The following is a 14,530-nucleotide window of genomic DNA, read 5'->3' as shown; positions in this document are numbered from 1 at the left end:
GGTCAACCCACCAGCGGGCTGGAGTCGCACGGCTTCGCCGGAACGGTCGGCATTCCGAGCCCGACCTGGCGCTTCTGCGAGCCGCGCGAGTGGTCCTGCCCCGCCTTGGGCAGGTCGCCCTTGTCCACGAGGGACAGAGCGGTTTGCCCGTGGCCCTTCACGCACTCGGGATCCGGGCCGTCGAGCGGAAGGCCGGTGAAGAACTTGGCCGCCATGCACCCGCCCTGGCACGCGTCGAAGGCCGAGCAGGAGGCGCACGCCCCGGCCGACTGCGGTTCCCGCAGTTCGGTGAACAGCTCGGACTCCTGCCACACGTGGGTGAAACCGCCCTCCTCGCGGACGTTTCCGCCCTTGAACACGTCGTGGATCGCGAACGGGCAGGCGTAGACGTCGCCGACCGGATCGATCAGGCACACCACCCGGCCCGCGCCGCAGAGGTTCAGCCCCTGCAGCGGTGTGGAGCCCAGCGCGTTGAGGTGGAAGAACGAGTCGCCCGTCAGCACCTGATCGCCGTGCCGCACCAACCAGTCGTAGATCTGGCGCTGCTGCTCGTCGCTGGGGTGCAGCTCGTCCCACACGTCAGCGCCGCGCCCGGAGGGCCGCAACCGGGTGATTCGCAGCTGCGCGCCGAAGTGATCCGCGATGGCCTTGAAGTCGTCCAGCTGGTCGACGTTCTGGCTGGTCATCACCACCGAGATCTTGATCTCCGGCATGCCCGCGTCCGCGAGGTTCCGCAGCGCGCTCATCGCCATGTCGTAGGAACCGGGCCCGCGCACCGCGTCGTTGACCTCGCGCGTGGCGCCGTCCAGCGAGATCTGCACGTCGACGTAGTCCGTCGCGGCCAGCCTGCGGGCGTTCTCGGCGTCGATGCGGAAACCGTTGGTGGAGAACTTCACGCCGACCTGGTGGTCGATGGCGTAGTCCAGCAGTTCCCAGAAGTCCGGGCGCACGGTCGGTTCGCCGCCGCCGACGTTGACGTAGAAGACCTGCATCCGCTGCAGCTCGTCGATGACCGCCTTCATCTCCGCGGTGGACAGCTCGTCCGGGTCGCGCCGACCGGACGAGGACAGGCAGTGCTCGCAGGCCAGGTTGCAGGCGTAGGTCCATTCCCAGGTCAGGCAGATGGGGGCGTCCAGGCCGCCCTTGAATTGCTCCACCAGCGAAGGTACCGGTGCTGTGCTGGTCATTTCGGCTCCACGGGACGTCGTTGTCAGCTAGGTGCCTCAGGGGTCCTTTCAGGATGCGGCGCCCGCCGCACGCGGTGCGGGATTCAGCCTGCACCGCCGCGGGCTTTCAGGCGTCGCCGGGCGAGGACAGCCGCAGCGCCGCGCGGGCCGCTGCTCAAATCGCGGATCAAAGCCCGCACTGGTGTCCCCTTGTTCGAGTTTCGGATCCTGCGGCCGCGCGGTGCTTCGGAACCGCCCGGCGGAATCGGCCGGGCGAGCGGAAGCCGGAGACGGTCACTCCGCCTGCGGCCGGATCATGTCGGAGGCGGCCAGGGACGCCAACGCGTTCCGGAACTGCGGACGTCGCTGTTCGGGAAAGCCCTGCAGGGCGTCCTCGACACTGGGGTGGTCCTCCAGCTCGCGCACGAGTTCCACCAGTTCGGGCACTTTGAGGAACGACAGCTTCCGGTTCCCGAAGTGGTAGGCGAGCGCCCCGAAGGGCTCGGGGCGCAGCGCCACCTGCGGGTTGAGCCGGTAGCCGACGCTCGCGTCGAATTCCACCGGTGCGGCCACGATCAGTAGACCCCGCACATCCCGTCGATGGAGACCTCTTCGACGAGGAGCTCCTCCTCGACGGCGGGTTCGGTGGTGGTGCTCAGTTCGTTCTGTTCGTCAGCCATGCGATGCTCCTCACAGTTCGAGCTACCCTCGACACAGTATTTGCACCGAGTGCATTTTTAAAGACCTGGAGCGAAACCCGTTGCGAAGTGACACATCCGGACCAATGCCGCGCGCAGGTCGGCGCAACATCACCAGCGCGGCCGAGCTGGAGGAGACCGCCTTCGAACTGTTCGACGAGCACGGCTTCGAGCACACCACGATCGCCGACATCACCGCGGCGGCCGGCATCGCGCGCCGCACGTTCTTCCACTACTTCCCGTCCAAGAACGACATCCCGTGGGGCGATTTCGACGCGGGACTGGAGCGGATGCGCGCCGAATTCCGCGCGCTGCCGCGCGACCTGCCGCTGCTGGACGCGGTGCGGCACTGCGTGGTCGAGTTCAACCGGGTGCCGGACGAGCAGCTGGCGGGGCACCGCAGGAGGATGCGTCTGATCCTGGGAGTGCCCGCGCTGCAGGCGCATTCGACGCTGCGGTTCCAGTCGTGGCGGGAGGTGGTGGCCGAGTTCGTGGCCGACCGGCTGAACGTGCCGCAGGATTCGCTGACACCGCAGACGATCGCGCACGCGACCCTGGGCGTGGCGGTGGCGGCCTACCACCAGTGGCTCGCCCGGCCCGAGCTGGAGCTCTCGCAGCTGCTGGACACGGCGATGCGCGAGCTCGCAGCCCACGCATCGCCGCCGAACGGTCAGTAGTCCTGGTCGCCGTAGACGATCAGCCCGCGCAGGTTCTTGCCGTCCCGCATGTCCTGGTAGCCCTGGTTGATGTCCTCGAGCTTGTAGGTCGTGGTCACGAGTTCGTCGAGCTTGAGCACGCCGTGGCGGTAGAGCTCGAGCAGCCGCGGGATCTGGGTGCGCGGGCTGATCCCGCCGAAGATGGCTCCCTGCAGCCGCTTCTGCAGCAGGGTCAGCTCGAACAAGGCCACCTTCGCGTCGACCTGTTCGAAGTGGCCCATTCCGGTGACCACGGTCTGGCCGCCCTTGGCGGTCATCGACAACGCCGGCTGCAGGTGCTCACCGGTCGTGTCGCCGACGGTGATGATGACCGGATCTGCCAACTGACCCCAGGTCAGCTCCGCGACGGTTTCCTGCGCCTCCTCCATCGAGGCGAAGGTGTGGGTGGCTCCGAACTCCACGGCCTTGTCCCGCTTGAACTCGACCGGATCGATGGCCACCACGTAGCGCGCGCCCGCCGCCGCCGCGCCCTGCACGGAGTTGATCCCCACGCCGCCGATGCCCACCACGACGACGGTGGAGCCCGCCTTGACCCCGCCGATCTCGGTGGCCGAACCCCAGCCGGTGGAGACCCCGCAGCCCAGCAGCGCGGCCTTGTCGAGCGGGATGTCGTGCTCGATCTTGATCACCGATGCCTGGTTGACCGTCACGTGCGGCGCGAAGGTCCCCAGCAGGCACATCGGGGCGACCGGGTCCCCACCCGAGGTCGTGATCCGGTAGTCGCCGCCCGAGATGGACTGGCCGGTCAGCAGGTTCGCACCGGCATCGCAGAGGTTCTGCTGCCCCCGCGCGCACGCCCGGCAGGTACCGCAACCGGGGATGAATGCCAGCACCACGTGGTCGCCCTCTTCGATCCCGGAGACACCGGGCCCGACCTTGGTGACCACCCCGGCACCCTCGTGACCACCGAGAGCGGGGTAGAGAGCGATCGGCGTGGCCCCTGTGCGCAGATGTTCGTCGGAGTGGCACAGGCCGGAGGCCGCGAGCTTGACTTGCACTTCCCCGGCGATCGGATCGCCCAGGTCGACTTCTTCGATCTCCCAGTCCTCGCCGGGCCCGTGCAGAATCGCGGCCTTCGTCTTCATTGCCACTCCTCGCTGAATGGGGAAGAACGCATCGCCAGCTGAGCATGAGAAGCCGCTCACATCGAAGTCAAGGAAGCGGGCACGATCGGGGCAAGGCTCTACCGGCGCACGATGAGCAGCGGGCACGGCGCGTGGTGGATGAGCTTGTGACTGGTCGAGCCGAGGTGGGCGCCCGCGACTCCGCCCCTGCCGTGCGCGCCGACGACCACGAGCTGGGCGTCCGCGGCCTGCGCGAGGAGCTCGGGAACGGCCGCGCCGCGGCGCACGACCCGCTCGACCGTCACGTCCGGGAACCGTTCGGCCCCGCCCGCGAGAGCATCGGCGAGGAAGCGCTGCTCGACCTCCGCGAGTTCCCCCTCGGGGAGCCGCGAGCGCAACCACTTCAGATCCAGCCCGACGATCTCCCAGGCGTGCACGGCGCGCAGCGTCACGCCGAGACCGTCGGCGATGGCGAACGCCCGGTCGAGCACCGGGACGGCCGAGAACGGATCGTCGACACCCGCCACCACCGGGCCGGAGATCGGAAACCGCGGCGGATCGCCGACGTCGGGCACCACGACCACCGATGACCAGGCGTGCGCGACCACCTTGACCGCCACCGAACCGGCGAGCAGGCCCGCGAATCCGCCGAAGCCGCGGTCGCCGACCACCAGCAGGTCCGCCTCGGCGGACTCGTCGATGAGCACCTTCTCCGGCGTTCCCGGCTGCGAGGCCGTGACCACCCGCACCCCGGCGAACTCGCGGGCTGCGGCTTCGGCCTGGTCCAGCCAGCTGCGCACCTGCTCGCGAACCCGATTCGCGTTCTCCTGCGGCCAGTGCAACCCCGTGATACCGGTCAGCACCGGTTGCGCGGTCTGATCGGCGTAGACGATCCGCAGCTCGCAGCCGCGGCGCGCGGCCTCCCCCGCCGCCCACGCCGCGGCGTTGCGCGCGACCGCGGATCCGTCGATGCCCACCACGACGCCGCTCATGCCCGAACCTCCCGGTGTGGTCGCCACCCCACCAGGGTCGTCGACGCGCGGCGTGCTCGCGCGGCCGGAGCTCGGCCCGCTCCCCGGAGGAGTCCGCGCCTAGCCGGGCAGGCGGCCCGGGACCAGCAGTTCGGCGTTGCGGTCCGGGTAGCCGCCGAGCTGGGCGAGGTCGGTGTGCGGGTCGTTGAAGGACAACTCGCGGTAGAGGGCGGCCAGCGCCTCCGGGGAACGATCGTCGTAGTCCGCCCGGTACGGGCTGTCCGCCTCGATCAGGGTGGTCAGCAGGGACAACGTGCCGTCGCGGTTGTCCGCGACCTCGATCACCCTGGCCAGTTGCGGGAAGTCCACGTGCGAGGCGGTGTTGATCTCCCAGAAGCCGCAGGCCGGGTCGTTCGCCGGATGCGGGGTGATGGCGTTGCTGTGCGTGTGGCCGTTGACCCAGGCCAGCACGTTCGGGAAGCGGTTGAGCAGCCGCACCACCGCCGCGCCGTCGACCCGCGGCTCGCCCGGATCGCGGAAGTCCGGCAGCAGGGCGGTCATGGTCCCGCTGGTGTGGTGGCTGAACAGCACGAACAGCTCGTCGTCGACCGATCGGCGCTGCTCTCGTCCCACCAGGTCGTAGTAGCGCGAGCTGCCGCGGGTGAGCACCCGCTTCAACCACTCGTACTGCCGCAGCCCCAGCGACCCCTCGGCGAAGCCCGCCGTGTTGGTGCTGTCCAGCGCGATGCCGGTCACGCCCGGCGCGATGCCGAAGGTGTAGTGCGGCGCGGGGTCGTCGGCGTCGAAGCCGTGCCCGGCCGGCCCCGGACCGGTGTTGTCCGGGTCGAGGTGCGCTCGGATGAACTCCTCGGTGGTGAACGGATGACGGCGCTCGTCCGGGGTCACGGTGCGCCCGATGCCGTTGCCGCCCAGCAGCAGCGCGGGTGATACCTCGCGCCGCCCGTCGAGCATCTCGGCGACCGCCCGGGACTCCCGCTCGTCGCGGCCCATGATCTTGCGATCGCCGGTGTACCAATCGGCGAGGCGCGGGATCGCCTCGTCGGCGATGGTCCCCATGACGCTGTTGTCGTGGTTGCCGAACACCGCGTACCAGGGGATCTGCAGCCCAGGGCTGTCGACCGGTCGCAGCGCGTCGGCGAAGAAGCCGTCCAGCACCGGGAATCCCCGCCCGCGGAAGTCGTCCGCGACGCCGCCCTCGGGATGCCAGTACAACGGGTCGCCGGAGTTCTGCACGCCTTCGTAGGCGCTCGGATCGCCGGTGTTCTGGGTGAACCGGCCGCCGTTGAGGACGGAGAAGTACCAGTCCAGCTCGGCGAGCTCGTGGTTGTCGGTGCTGTCCCCGGTGGTGATCGCGAAGTCCATCGGGCGTCCGGTGACCGGGGCCCTGCGCAGCGCGTTGACCCGTCGCACCAGGTGCGCGGCGGCCAGCCCGCCGAGCGCCTCCTGCGGGCGGAAGGCGCCGCCGGCCAACGGGTGCAGGTACTCGAACCGGGCCGGGCTCTGCGCATCGGTCAGGTGCAGGTCGGTGAACTGGGTGAACGCCGCGAGCGAGCGCCTGCGGTCCGCGCGCCCGGCCGCGGCCCGGGCCAGTTCGGTGCGCACCACCTGCGGCCAGCCGGCACCGGCCGTCAGCCGCCGGTACCCGTCGCCCGCGGCGGGCCGGGCCGCCGCCTCCAGCGTCGTGCCCGCCGCGTCGAACCGCGCCGAGCGCGCCCACGCCGCGCCACCGAGCAACCCGCTGCCGATGGCCGTTCCGGTGAGCCCCGCCGCGGCCAGGAAGCCGCGCCTGCTGATACCCGCCATGTCCGCCCCGGTTTCGATTTCCGATCAGTCGATCAGAAACCTTTTCATGTTTTCCGGAGGCCGCACACCTCGATTCGGGTGACCAGCGGGCGAACGGACGACAACAGCCGGAGATCAGGAGTCGGTCACGTCCAGGGCCGCACCGACGATGGCGTCGGCGTCGATGCCGTGATGGCGGTAGACATCCTCCAGCGAACCGGACTGCCCGAATCCGGTGACCCCGAGGTGACTCGCGCGCACGCCGTTGATGCCCGCCAGGAAGGCCAACGTGTGCGGGTGGCCGTCGAGGACGGTGACCAGCGGCGTCGCCCGGTGCGCCGGGAACACCTGATCCAGCACACCCGCGTCTCCCCCGGCGCCCTGCCTGGCCCGCACCGCGCGGAAGAGCAGGTCCGGACTGGTCACGCACACCACGTCGGCGCCGATGCCCTGCTCGGCCAGGCGATGCGCGGCCGCGACCGCTTCCGGCACCACCGCGCCCATCGCCGCCAGCGTCACCTGCGGCTCGTCGTGCCTGCGCAGCGGGTAAGCGCCACCGATCACCTGGTTGCGGCGGCGTTCCCTGGCAGCCGGGTCGGTGGGCACCTCGGCCAGCGACTGCTCCACCGGCCGGGTGGACAGCCGCAGGTAGGCCGAAGAGCCGCCCGGCTTGCCGAGCTGGGCCATCGATGCCAGCAGGCACCACTCGGTGTCCTGGGCGAAGGCGGGTTCGTAGGTGGTCACGCCGGGCTGTTCCAGACCGATCGACGGCGTGTGCACGGACTGGTGCGCGCCGCCCTCCGGGGCCAGGCTCACACCGGAAGGAGTGCCCACCAGGATCGATTGACCGCCGCCGTAGACCCCGAACGACCAAGGCTCCAGCGCACGTCCCAGGAAGCAGTCGTAGACCACGCCGATCGGCAGCAGCGGCTGGCCCCAGCGGCTCCAGGTGGAGCCCAGCTCGCCGAGCAGGCCGACCAGGTTCGTCTCCGCGATGCCCAGCTCGATGTGCTGGCCCGCCGGGCGTTCCTTCCAGTGCAGGATCGTCTCGGCGTCGTCGGCGAACCAGTCGGGCCGCTCGGTCGGCGACCACACGCCGACCTTGTTCAGCCAGCCGCCGAGGTTGGTCGTGGAGCTCACGTCCGGGCACAGCGTCACGACCCGCTCGGCGGCCTCCGGCGCGGAGCGGGTCAAGTCCAGCAGGGTGCGTCCGAGCGCGGCCTGCGTCGTCGTGGTGCCGGTGGGCGTGCGGCCGACATCGGCCGGCAGCCGGGGCGGCTTGACCCGCGCGCGCTCGCGGCGGCGCAACCGCGAGGCCGCGTCGGAGCAGCGGCGCGCGGCTGCGCTCCCGGGGGCGAACTTGCGCCACGGGTCCGCCGGATCGGCACCGACGCCCGCGGCCAGCTGCTGCATCTGCTCGCCGCTCAGCAACGATCCGTGGTTCTGCGGGTGGCCTTCGGTGGCCAGGCCGTAGCCCTTGATCGTGTAGGCGAAGACGACCGTGGGCCGGGTGTCGTCGATGGCCTTGAACGCCCCGTCCAGCGCACCCAGGTCGTGCCCGCCGAGGTTGCGGATGGCCGCGACCAGGGTCTCGTCGTCCAGATCGGACACCAGCCCGGCCAGCTCGGCGCTGTCCCCCGGAAGCCGTTCGCGCAGTTCGGAGGCACCGCAGCGCAGCAGCCGCTGATACTCGGGATTGCTCATCGAGTCGATGCGCTCGCGCAGCGCCTGCCCGCCGGGACGGGAGAACAGCTCCTCGAGCAGCTGCCCGTACTTGAGGGTCAGCACCTGCCAGCCCGCGGATTCGAACATGCCCTGCAGCCGGTGCGCGGCGATGCCGGGAACCACGCGGTCCAGCGACTGCCGGTTGAGGTCGACGATCCACACCACCTCACCGAGGTCGGCGACGGTGGGATCGAGGATCGCCTCCCAGCAGGCGCCTTCGTCGAGCTCGGCGTCACCGAGCAGCGAGTACTGGCGTCCGGTGCCCGCTCCACCGCCGTGCGTGTCGACGTAGCGGCGGGCGATGGCGCCCCAGATCGGGGCGGTCGCGCCGATGCCCACCGAGCCCGTCGAGTAGTCGGCCGGGTCCGGGTCCTTGGTGCGGCTCGGATAGCTCTGCAGGCCGCCGAACTCGCGCAACGTGGTCAGGTGCTGCTCGTCGAGGCTGCCCAGCAGGTAGTTGATCGCGTGCCAGACCGGGGAGGCGTGCGGTTTGACCGAGACCCGGTCCGCAGCGGTGAGATGTTCGAAGTACAGCGCAGTCATGATCGACACCAACGAGGCGCAGGACGCCTGGTGCCCACCGACCTTGAGCCCGGAGTTGTTCGGCCGCACCCGGTTCGCGTGGTCGATCATCGCGGTCGACAGCCACAGCACCCGCTGCTCGACCTCGCGCAGATCCGCTTGCTCCGTGCGCGCAGGCACCACGCTCGTCATCACGCCTCCTCGCGTTGCCACATTGCGCCAAGCAGAAGACCAAGAAGACAATGTCTGCACAAGTACCGGATGCGGATTTGCGCAATCTGCACACTAGCGGTGCCGATGCGCCGCGCGGAGGTGGACAAATTGCCCAGTGCGCAGGCCCTCGACGACGTCGATGTGCGGCTGCTGCTCGCGCTGCGCGAGGACCCGCGGGCCACCGTGGTGGCCCTGGCCGAGAAGGTGGGCCTGTCGCGGAACACCGTTCAGTCCAGGCTCGCGAAGCTGGAGCCGCGCCTCGGTTCCTTCGAGCGCCGCATCGACCCGGCGAGCCTGGGCTACCCGCTGTCGGCGTTCATCACCGTGCGGGTCACCCAGCAGATGCTCGACGCGCTGGCCGACTCGATGGCCGAGATTCCGGAGGTCGTGGAGGTCTTCGGCCTCACCGGCGAGTCGGACCTGCTGGTCCGGGTGGTCGCGGTGGACGCCGACGACCTCTACCGGATCGCGGGTCAGATCCTGAACACCCCGGGCGTGGAGCGCACCCACTTCTCGCTGTCCATGCACACCCTCGTCGACTTCCGCCTCACCCCGCTGATGCGCCGGGCGGTCGAGGACGCCTAGGGGTCCTTGCAGTACGCGTCGGAGCCGCGTGCCACTGCTCAAGGAGCGGATCCCGCAGCTACGCGGCGGTCAGAACCCGCACCGCCACGCAAGCTCCAAACAGGAGTATCTCCTTAGGGGTGACTTCAGTTTGGGGTTGCGGGCAGCGCCGGGAGCGGAACCTCGGACGCCGTCGGGCTGTGGGATCCGCGACTTGAGCAGCCACTGCAAGCACCCTCAGTCCCGAGTGAGCTCCGCGCGCACGCCGAGCAGCCGGACCGGGCGGTCCAGCGGGAACCGCCCGAGCGCCTGCTGCGCCGCAGTTTCGATCGGCTCGAAGTCCCGGGTCGGCTCGCCGAGCGTGACGCCGTGGGTGTGCGTCCCGAAGCGGGAGTCCCGGACCTTGACCACCACCCTGCGGGCGAGGGTTTCGTCGGCCGCGAGGTCGTCGCACACCTGCCGGGCAAGGCGGGTGACCTCGGCGCGCATCGGCTCCTTCTCGTGGAGATCGCGCTGGAAGGTGACCTCCCTGCCGTGCGAACGAGCGCGGAACGGTTCGTCGGTGACCGGGCTGGAGTCGTAGCCGTGGGCGAGGGCGACCAGCCACGGGCCGATGTTCGGACCGAACTCCCCGGCCAGGTCGTCCATCGGGGTGCGCGCCAGCTCGGCGACGGTCGCGATCCCGCGAGCGGCCAGCTTCTTGGCGGTCTTGCCGCCGACTCCCCAGAGCGCGTCGGTGGGCAGCTCGGACATCACCTCGACCCAGTTGGCGACGTCCAACCGGAAGACCCCGGCTGGTTTGGCCATGCCGGAGGCCAGCTTGGCGCGCAGCTTGTTGTCCCCGATTCCCACCGAGCAGTTCAGCGCCGTGCGGTCGTGCACGCACCGCTGGACGTAGCGGGCGATCTGCTCGGCGTCGTCGGTGTCGACGAGCATGAACGCCTCGTCCCAGCCCGCCACCTCGAGAACCCCGCCGAGCTCGCCCAGCACGCCCATCACATCGGCCGAGGCCGCCAAGTAGGTCTCCCGGTCGGCGGGCAGGAACACCGCCTCCGGGCAGCGCGAGGCCGCCGTGCGCAGCGGTGTTCCCGAACGCACCCCGCGTTCGCGGGCCTCGTAGGAGGCACCCGCGACCACGCCGCGCTCGCTCCGATCACCGGAGCCGCCGACCAGCACCGGCCGTCCGCGCAGCTCGGGGTGTCGCAGCAGCTCGACGGCGACGATGAACTGGTCGAGATCGATGTGCAGCACCACCCGTTCCACGCCGGACAGCATCGTCGGAAACGCCCGATCGCGCCAGGCTGCGCGCCGACGCGGCGCGCACGCGGCAGACTTGCCGGATGAGCAAACGCAGCGCTGGGATCCTGCTCTACCGCCCCGGCCCGCAGGTGCTGGTGGTGCACCCGGGCGGACCCTTCTTCAAGAACAAGGACGCCGGAGCGTGGACGATCCCGAAGGGCGAGTACGCGCCCGGCGAGGATCCGCGCGCCGCCGCGCTGCGCGAGTTCGCCGAGGAGGTGGGCACGCCCTTTCCCGGCGCGGACCTGCTGGAGCTCGGCGAGGTCAAGCAGCGCAACGGCAAGCTCGTCACGGCGTGGGCCGCCGAGGGCGATTTCGACACCGATGCGTTGCGCAGCAACGAGTTCGAGATCGAGTGGCCACCGCGCTCGGGGCGCCGCAGGTCCTTCCCGGAGGTGGATCGCGCGCTGTGGTGCGATCCGGACACCGCGCGGGAGAAGCTCATCGCCGCGCAGGCCGCTTTCGTCGACCGCCTGCTGGAACAGCTGGGCTGAGCGCTCAACCCGCCAGGAACTCGGTGAGCAGAGCGGTCACCCGAGCCGGGTTGTCCTCCTGCACGAGGTGGCCCGCGTCCGGGATCCACTCGAGACGCGCGTGCGGGATGCGAGCGGCCAGTTCCCGGCCGCGCTCGGCGGGCAGCCACCCGTCCCGGTCGCCCCACGCGATGAGCACCGGGTGATCCAGCTCGGAGTAGCGGTCCTCGACCTCGCGCGTGTAGCGCTCGTCGGCCTGGGCGATCTGCCGGTAGAACGCCGGTTGGCCCTGCTCGCCCAACCAGGGTTCGGTCAGCGCGTCCAGCACGTCGCCGCGCAGCTCGCGGTGCGCGGCGGTGGCGATGTAGCGGCGGACCAGGGCCTCGTGCAGGTGCGGGGGAAGCGCCGCGAAGACCTCGGACTGCTGGTTGACCAGGCGGAAGAAGTCCGAGCCCCACGGGCGGAGGCTGACCGCGTCGAGCAGCGCCAGGCTGTGGTAACCGATCCCGTCGAGCAGGGCGCTGCGCAGCGCCACCGCACCGCCGAAGTCGTGGGCGACGACGCGCGGCCGCTCCAGGCCCCAGTGTTCCAGCAGCCCGGTGAAGACGGCCTGCTGCGCGGCCAGCGAAACGTCCTGCCCGGCGAGCTTTTCCGAGCGGCCGTAGCCGGCCAAGTCCCAGAAGTACACCCGGTGGCGCATCGCGAGCGCGGTCGCCACGTCGCGCCAGACGTAGGAGGAGAAGGGCGTGCCGTGCAGCAGCACTACCGGATCGCCCTCGCCGAGGCATCCCCAGCGAATCCCGCCGTGCGCGGACTCGTAGGTCTCGGTCAGTTCCCACCGCATCGCCATCTCCCCTCCCGCCCGGCCTCGCCGGGGACCCGTCGCAGCCTACCCCGCGGTTCACCCGGAAATTCTCCGCGCTTCGGGCGTCGCGTAGGGACACTGGATCCATGGAACGCACGGAACCGCCGCGGATCGGCGGCGAACGCGAGATGCTGCGCGGTTTCCTCGACCATAACCGGGGAATCCTCGCGACCAAGTGCGCGGATCTCACCGAAGAGCAGCTGCGCAGGCACGCGGCGCCGCCGTCCGAGCTCACGCTGCTGGGACTGGTGCGGCACCTGGCCGATGTGGAGCGCGCCTGGTTCCGCAGGTGCGTCAACGCCGAGCACGACGTGCCCAGGGTGTGGTCGCACGACGACTTCCAGGCCGCCTTCGAGGTCTCCCGGGCCGGGGTTGCCGAGGCGTTCGCGGCCTGGGAGCACGAGGTGCGCCGGGCGCGCGAGATCGAGCGATCGGTGGATTCGCTGGACGCGGTGTTCCACCAGCCGAAGTGGGGCACCGACCTCTCGCTGCGCTGGATCCTGCACCACATGGTCGAGGAGTACGCCCGGCACAACGGCCACGCCGATCTGCTGCGCGAAGCCGTCGACGGCCGCACCGGGCAATGATCGGGCCCCGCCCGGAAGCACCGGACGGGGCCCGCACCAGCCGATCCTCAGGAGTCCAGCGAGGAATCCTTGGTCTCCTTGCTGAGCAGCAGCGCGAGCAGGGTGATTGCCGCGGCCGCGGACAGGTAGACGCCGACCCAGCCGAGACCGAAGGAGCCGGCCAGCCAGGTGGCGATGAACGGCGCCAGCGAGGCGCCGATCAGGCTCGCGACGTTGTAGGACACCGACGCGCCGGTGTAGCGGACCGCGGCCGGGAACAGCTCCGGCAGCAGCGCGCCCATGGGGCCGAAGGTGAAGCCCATCAGCGCCAGGCCGGTGATCAGGAAGAGCACCGTGGCCACGGCCGAGTGCGTGCCGAACCACGGGCCCATCAACAGGCCGAAGACGATGATCGCCGTGGTGGTGATCGCCAGCGGCACGCGGCGGCCGAAACGGTCGGCCAGCAGCCCGGCGACCGGGATGGTCAGGGCGAAGAACACCACGCCGACCATCAGCATCAGCAGGAACGTGGTGCGCGAGTAGCCCAGCCCGTCCTCGGCCGTGCCGAAGGCCATCGAGAACACCGTCATCAGGTAGAACAGCACGTAGGTGGCCAGCATGATGAACGTGCCCAGCACCAGCGCCTTGAAGTCGGTCCGGAAGACCTGCACGAACGGCACCTTGGCCCGCTCGTTGCGCTCCAGGACCTTGGCGAAGGCGGGGGTCTCGTGCAAGCTCAGCCGCACCCACAGACCGACCACCACCAGCGCCGCGGACACCAGGAACGGGATGCGCCAGCCCCAGCTCAAGAAGGCCTCGTCGCTCATGACGCCCGCCAGCAGCAGGAACAGCCCGTTGGCGAAGAAGAACCCGATCGGCGCGCCGAGCTGCGGGAACGTGCCGAACAGCGCCCGCTTGCGGCGCGGGGCGTTCTCGGTGGCCAGCAGCGCCGCGCCACCCCACTCGCCGCCGAGCCCCAGGCCCTGGCCGAACCGGCACAGCGCCAGCAGCAACGGCGCGACGATGCCGATCTGCTGGTAACCGGGCAGCAGGCCGATCACCACGGTGGAGATCCCCATGGTCAGCAGCGAGGCGACCAGGGTCGCCTTGCGGCCGATGCGGTCCCCGAAGTGACCGAACAGCGCCGAGCCGACCGGCCGCGCGACGAAGGCGATGCCGAAGGTCGCCAGCGACTGCAGGGTCGCGGCGGTGTCATCGCCCGCGGGGAAGAACAGGTGCGGGAACACCAGAACCGCCGCCGTGGCGTAGACGTAGAAGTCGTAGAACTCGATCGAGGTGCCTACGAGGCTGGCGAGCACGACCTGGCGAGTCGAGTTCCGCGGTGCTTGCCCGGATCCCCGTGCATCCGCAGCGGGGGCGTGGCCGACGGCCATGACGCCGAACCTCCTAATTCACACGATTGGACGATCCGGAACTTTACCCCTCCGCGACCACGCCTCGAGACGCCCCTCTCGCATTGTGGGCGAGGTCATCCGTGCGAGCTCGCGGTGCTACCGCGCTGACCTGCGCGAGCCCGCCCCGCCGCGCGAGGCGTCCAGAATGTGAGAAGCCGAACCGCCACCGGGGAGCCCGACGAGCCGGCGCGCGCGGGGAGGGCTTGCAGTTTTAGGCAAAACTGTCACGGGTCCCGATACTGGCGCCGCGGAGGGAATCCCGGGCGGCACCGTCGCTCGTCCTGGTGGAAGACGTCTTCGATCGGTTGCATCGCCTCGTCCGGGGCGAGGCCGTCGTCGGCGAAGAGATCCGCCCGTCTGCGCTTGCCAGCGCGCGTTGACGCCCTTCTCGGCCATCGCCGCGCGGCGGGGGCGGAAATCCCGATTCGGGTTTTCCGCCCCCGCTTTCACGCACCGCGTCGTCCTCGGGG

At 70.4% G+C, this 14,530-nt stretch carries 14 protein-coding genes; 4 read left to right on the top strand and 10 right to left on the bottom strand.

Annotation, left to right across the window (positions count from 1 at the left end):
* Positions 1-2: 2 nt before the first annotated feature.
* From mftC to mftA, 3 genes are all read right to left on the bottom strand, one after another.
* Positions 3-1,187 carry a mycofactocin radical SAM maturase gene (gene mftC / locus ABD289_RS21535; RefSeq protein ID WP_344135950.1) on the bottom strand — a complete coding sequence of 395 codons (1,185 nt, stop codon included), beginning with the start codon at positions 1,185-1,187 and terminating at the stop codon, positions 3-5.
* Positions 1,188-1,460: 273 nt separating this feature from the next.
* A complete protein-coding gene (gene mftB, locus ABD289_RS21530) occupies positions 1,461-1,757 on the bottom strand; it encodes a mycofactocin biosynthesis chaperone MftB (RefSeq protein WP_344135947.1) in 297 nt (98 codons plus the stop codon).
* Entirely contained in the window at positions 1,742-1,846 is a 105-nt protein-coding gene (gene mftA, locus ABD289_RS21525; RefSeq protein WP_344135944.1) for a mycofactocin precursor MftA, read from the bottom strand. The genes mftB and mftA overlap by 16 nt, the downstream gene beginning before the upstream one ends.
* Positions 1,847-1,950: 104 nt before the next feature.
* On the opposite strand from mftA, the gene mftR reads away from it, so the two are divergent.
* Positions 1,951-2,541, top strand: coding sequence for a mycofactocin system transcriptional regulator (mftR, locus tag ABD289_RS21520; RefSeq protein ID WP_344135941.1), 591 nt, complete (start codon positions 1,951-1,953; stop codon positions 2,539-2,541).
* On the opposite strand, the gene ABD289_RS21515 is transcribed toward mftR, so the two are convergent.
* The 4 genes from ABD289_RS21515 to ABD289_RS21500 form a co-directional block, all read right to left on the bottom strand.
* Positions 2,535-3,665 carry an NDMA-dependent alcohol dehydrogenase gene (locus ABD289_RS21515; protein WP_344135938.1) on the bottom strand — a complete coding sequence of 377 codons (1,131 nt, stop codon included), beginning with the start codon at positions 3,663-3,665 and terminating at the stop codon, positions 2,535-2,537. The genes mftR and ABD289_RS21515 overlap by 7 nt on opposite strands.
* Before the next feature lie 98 nt (positions 3,666-3,763).
* The gene (locus tag ABD289_RS21510) at positions 3,764-4,636 is read right to left on the bottom strand and encodes a universal stress protein (protein ID WP_344135935.1); all 873 of its coding nucleotides are present in this window, start codon (positions 4,634-4,636) and stop codon (positions 3,764-3,766) included.
* A gap of 99 nt (positions 4,637-4,735) precedes the next feature.
* Positions 4,736-6,439, bottom strand: a complete 1,704-nt coding sequence (locus ABD289_RS21505) for a TIGR03767 family metallophosphoesterase (protein WP_344135932.1) — start codon at positions 6,437-6,439, stop codon at positions 4,736-4,738.
* A 114-nt stretch (positions 6,440-6,553) separates the two neighbouring features.
* On the bottom strand, positions 6,554-8,857 hold the full coding sequence (locus ABD289_RS21500; protein WP_344135929.1) for a transketolase-like TK C-terminal-containing protein: 2,304 nt from the start codon (positions 8,855-8,857) through the stop codon (positions 6,554-6,556).
* A gap of 129 nt (positions 8,858-8,986) precedes the next feature.
* Here ABD289_RS21500 and ABD289_RS21495 point away from each other — a divergent pair, with 129 nt between their 5' ends.
* Positions 8,987-9,463, top strand: coding sequence for an Lrp/AsnC family transcriptional regulator (locus ABD289_RS21495; RefSeq protein ID WP_344135926.1), 477 nt, complete (start codon positions 8,987-8,989; stop codon positions 9,461-9,463).
* Positions 9,464-9,679: 216 nt separating this feature from the next.
* On the opposite strand, the gene ABD289_RS21490 is transcribed toward ABD289_RS21495, so the two are convergent.
* On the bottom strand, positions 9,680-10,705 hold the full coding sequence (locus ABD289_RS21490; protein WP_486374884.1) for a DNA polymerase IV: 1,026 nt from the start codon (positions 10,703-10,705) through the stop codon (positions 9,680-9,682).
* 77 nt (positions 10,706-10,782) lie between these two features.
* Between ABD289_RS21490 and ABD289_RS21485 the strand changes: the two genes are divergently transcribed.
* The gene (locus ABD289_RS21485) at positions 10,783-11,235 is read left to right on the top strand and encodes an NUDIX hydrolase (RefSeq protein WP_344135920.1); all 453 of its coding nucleotides are present in this window, start codon (positions 10,783-10,785) and stop codon (positions 11,233-11,235) included.
* Between the two features lie 4 nt (positions 11,236-11,239).
* On the opposite strand, the gene ABD289_RS21480 is transcribed toward ABD289_RS21485, so the two are convergent.
* Complete coding sequence (locus tag ABD289_RS21480) at positions 11,240-12,058, bottom strand: alpha/beta fold hydrolase (protein ID WP_344135917.1); 819 nt, start codon at positions 12,056-12,058, stop codon at positions 11,240-11,242.
* Positions 12,059-12,165: 107 nt separating this feature from the next.
* On the opposite strand from ABD289_RS21480, the gene ABD289_RS21475 reads away from it, so the two are divergent.
* A complete protein-coding gene (locus tag ABD289_RS21475) occupies positions 12,166-12,666 on the top strand; it encodes a DinB family protein (protein ID WP_344135914.1) in 501 nt (166 codons plus the stop codon).
* 47 nt (positions 12,667-12,713) lie between these two features.
* On the opposite strand, the gene ABD289_RS21470 is transcribed toward ABD289_RS21475, so the two are convergent.
* A complete protein-coding gene (locus ABD289_RS21470) occupies positions 12,714-14,039 on the bottom strand; it encodes an MFS transporter (protein ID WP_344135911.1) in 1,326 nt (441 codons plus the stop codon).
* Positions 14,040-14,530: the final 491 nt, after the last annotated feature.

The organism is Saccharopolyspora halophila, from assembly GCF_039531955.1.
GTDB classification, from domain to species: Bacteria; Actinomycetota; Actinomycetes; order Mycobacteriales; family Pseudonocardiaceae; genus Saccharopolyspora; species Saccharopolyspora halophila.
Note: the sequence above shows the minus strand (reverse complement) of the source record. Positions and strands in the feature narration are given on the sequence as shown.

Coding starts and splice junctions, on each gene's coding strand:
- mftC (WP_344135950.1), bottom strand. CDS start 1,187: ATGACCAGCACAGCACCGGTACCTTCGCTGGTGGAGCAATTCAAGGGC.
- mftA (WP_344135944.1), bottom strand. CDS start 1,846: ATGGCTGACGAACAGAACGAACTGAGCACCACCACCGAACCCGCCGTC.
- mftR (WP_344135941.1), top strand. CDS start 1,951: ATGCCGCGCGCAGGTCGGCGCAACATCACCAGCGCGGCCGAGCTGGAG.
- ABD289_RS21515 (WP_344135938.1), bottom strand. CDS start 3,665: ATGAAGACGAAGGCCGCGATTCTGCACGGGCCCGGCGAGGACTGGGAG.
- ABD289_RS21510 (WP_344135935.1), bottom strand. CDS start 4,636: ATGAGCGGCGTCGTGGTGGGCATCGACGGATCCGCGGTCGCGCGCAAC.
- ABD289_RS21505 (WP_344135932.1), bottom strand. CDS start 6,439: ATGGCGGGTATCAGCAGGCGCGGCTTCCTGGCCGCGGCGGGGCTCACC.
- ABD289_RS21500 (WP_344135929.1), bottom strand. CDS start 8,857: ATGACGAGCGTGGTGCCTGCGCGCACGGAGCAAGCGGATCTGCGCGAG.
- ABD289_RS21485 (WP_344135920.1), top strand. CDS start 10,783: ATGAGCAAACGCAGCGCTGGGATCCTGCTCTACCGCCCCGGCCCGCAG.
- ABD289_RS21480 (WP_344135917.1), bottom strand. CDS start 12,058: ATGCGGTGGGAACTGACCGAGACCTACGAGTCCGCGCACGGCGGGATT.
- ABD289_RS21475 (WP_344135914.1), top strand. CDS start 12,166: ATGGAACGCACGGAACCGCCGCGGATCGGCGGCGAACGCGAGATGCTG.
- ABD289_RS21470 (WP_344135911.1), bottom strand. CDS start 14,039: ATGGCCGTCGGCCACGCCCCCGCTGCGGATGCACGGGGATCCGGGCAA.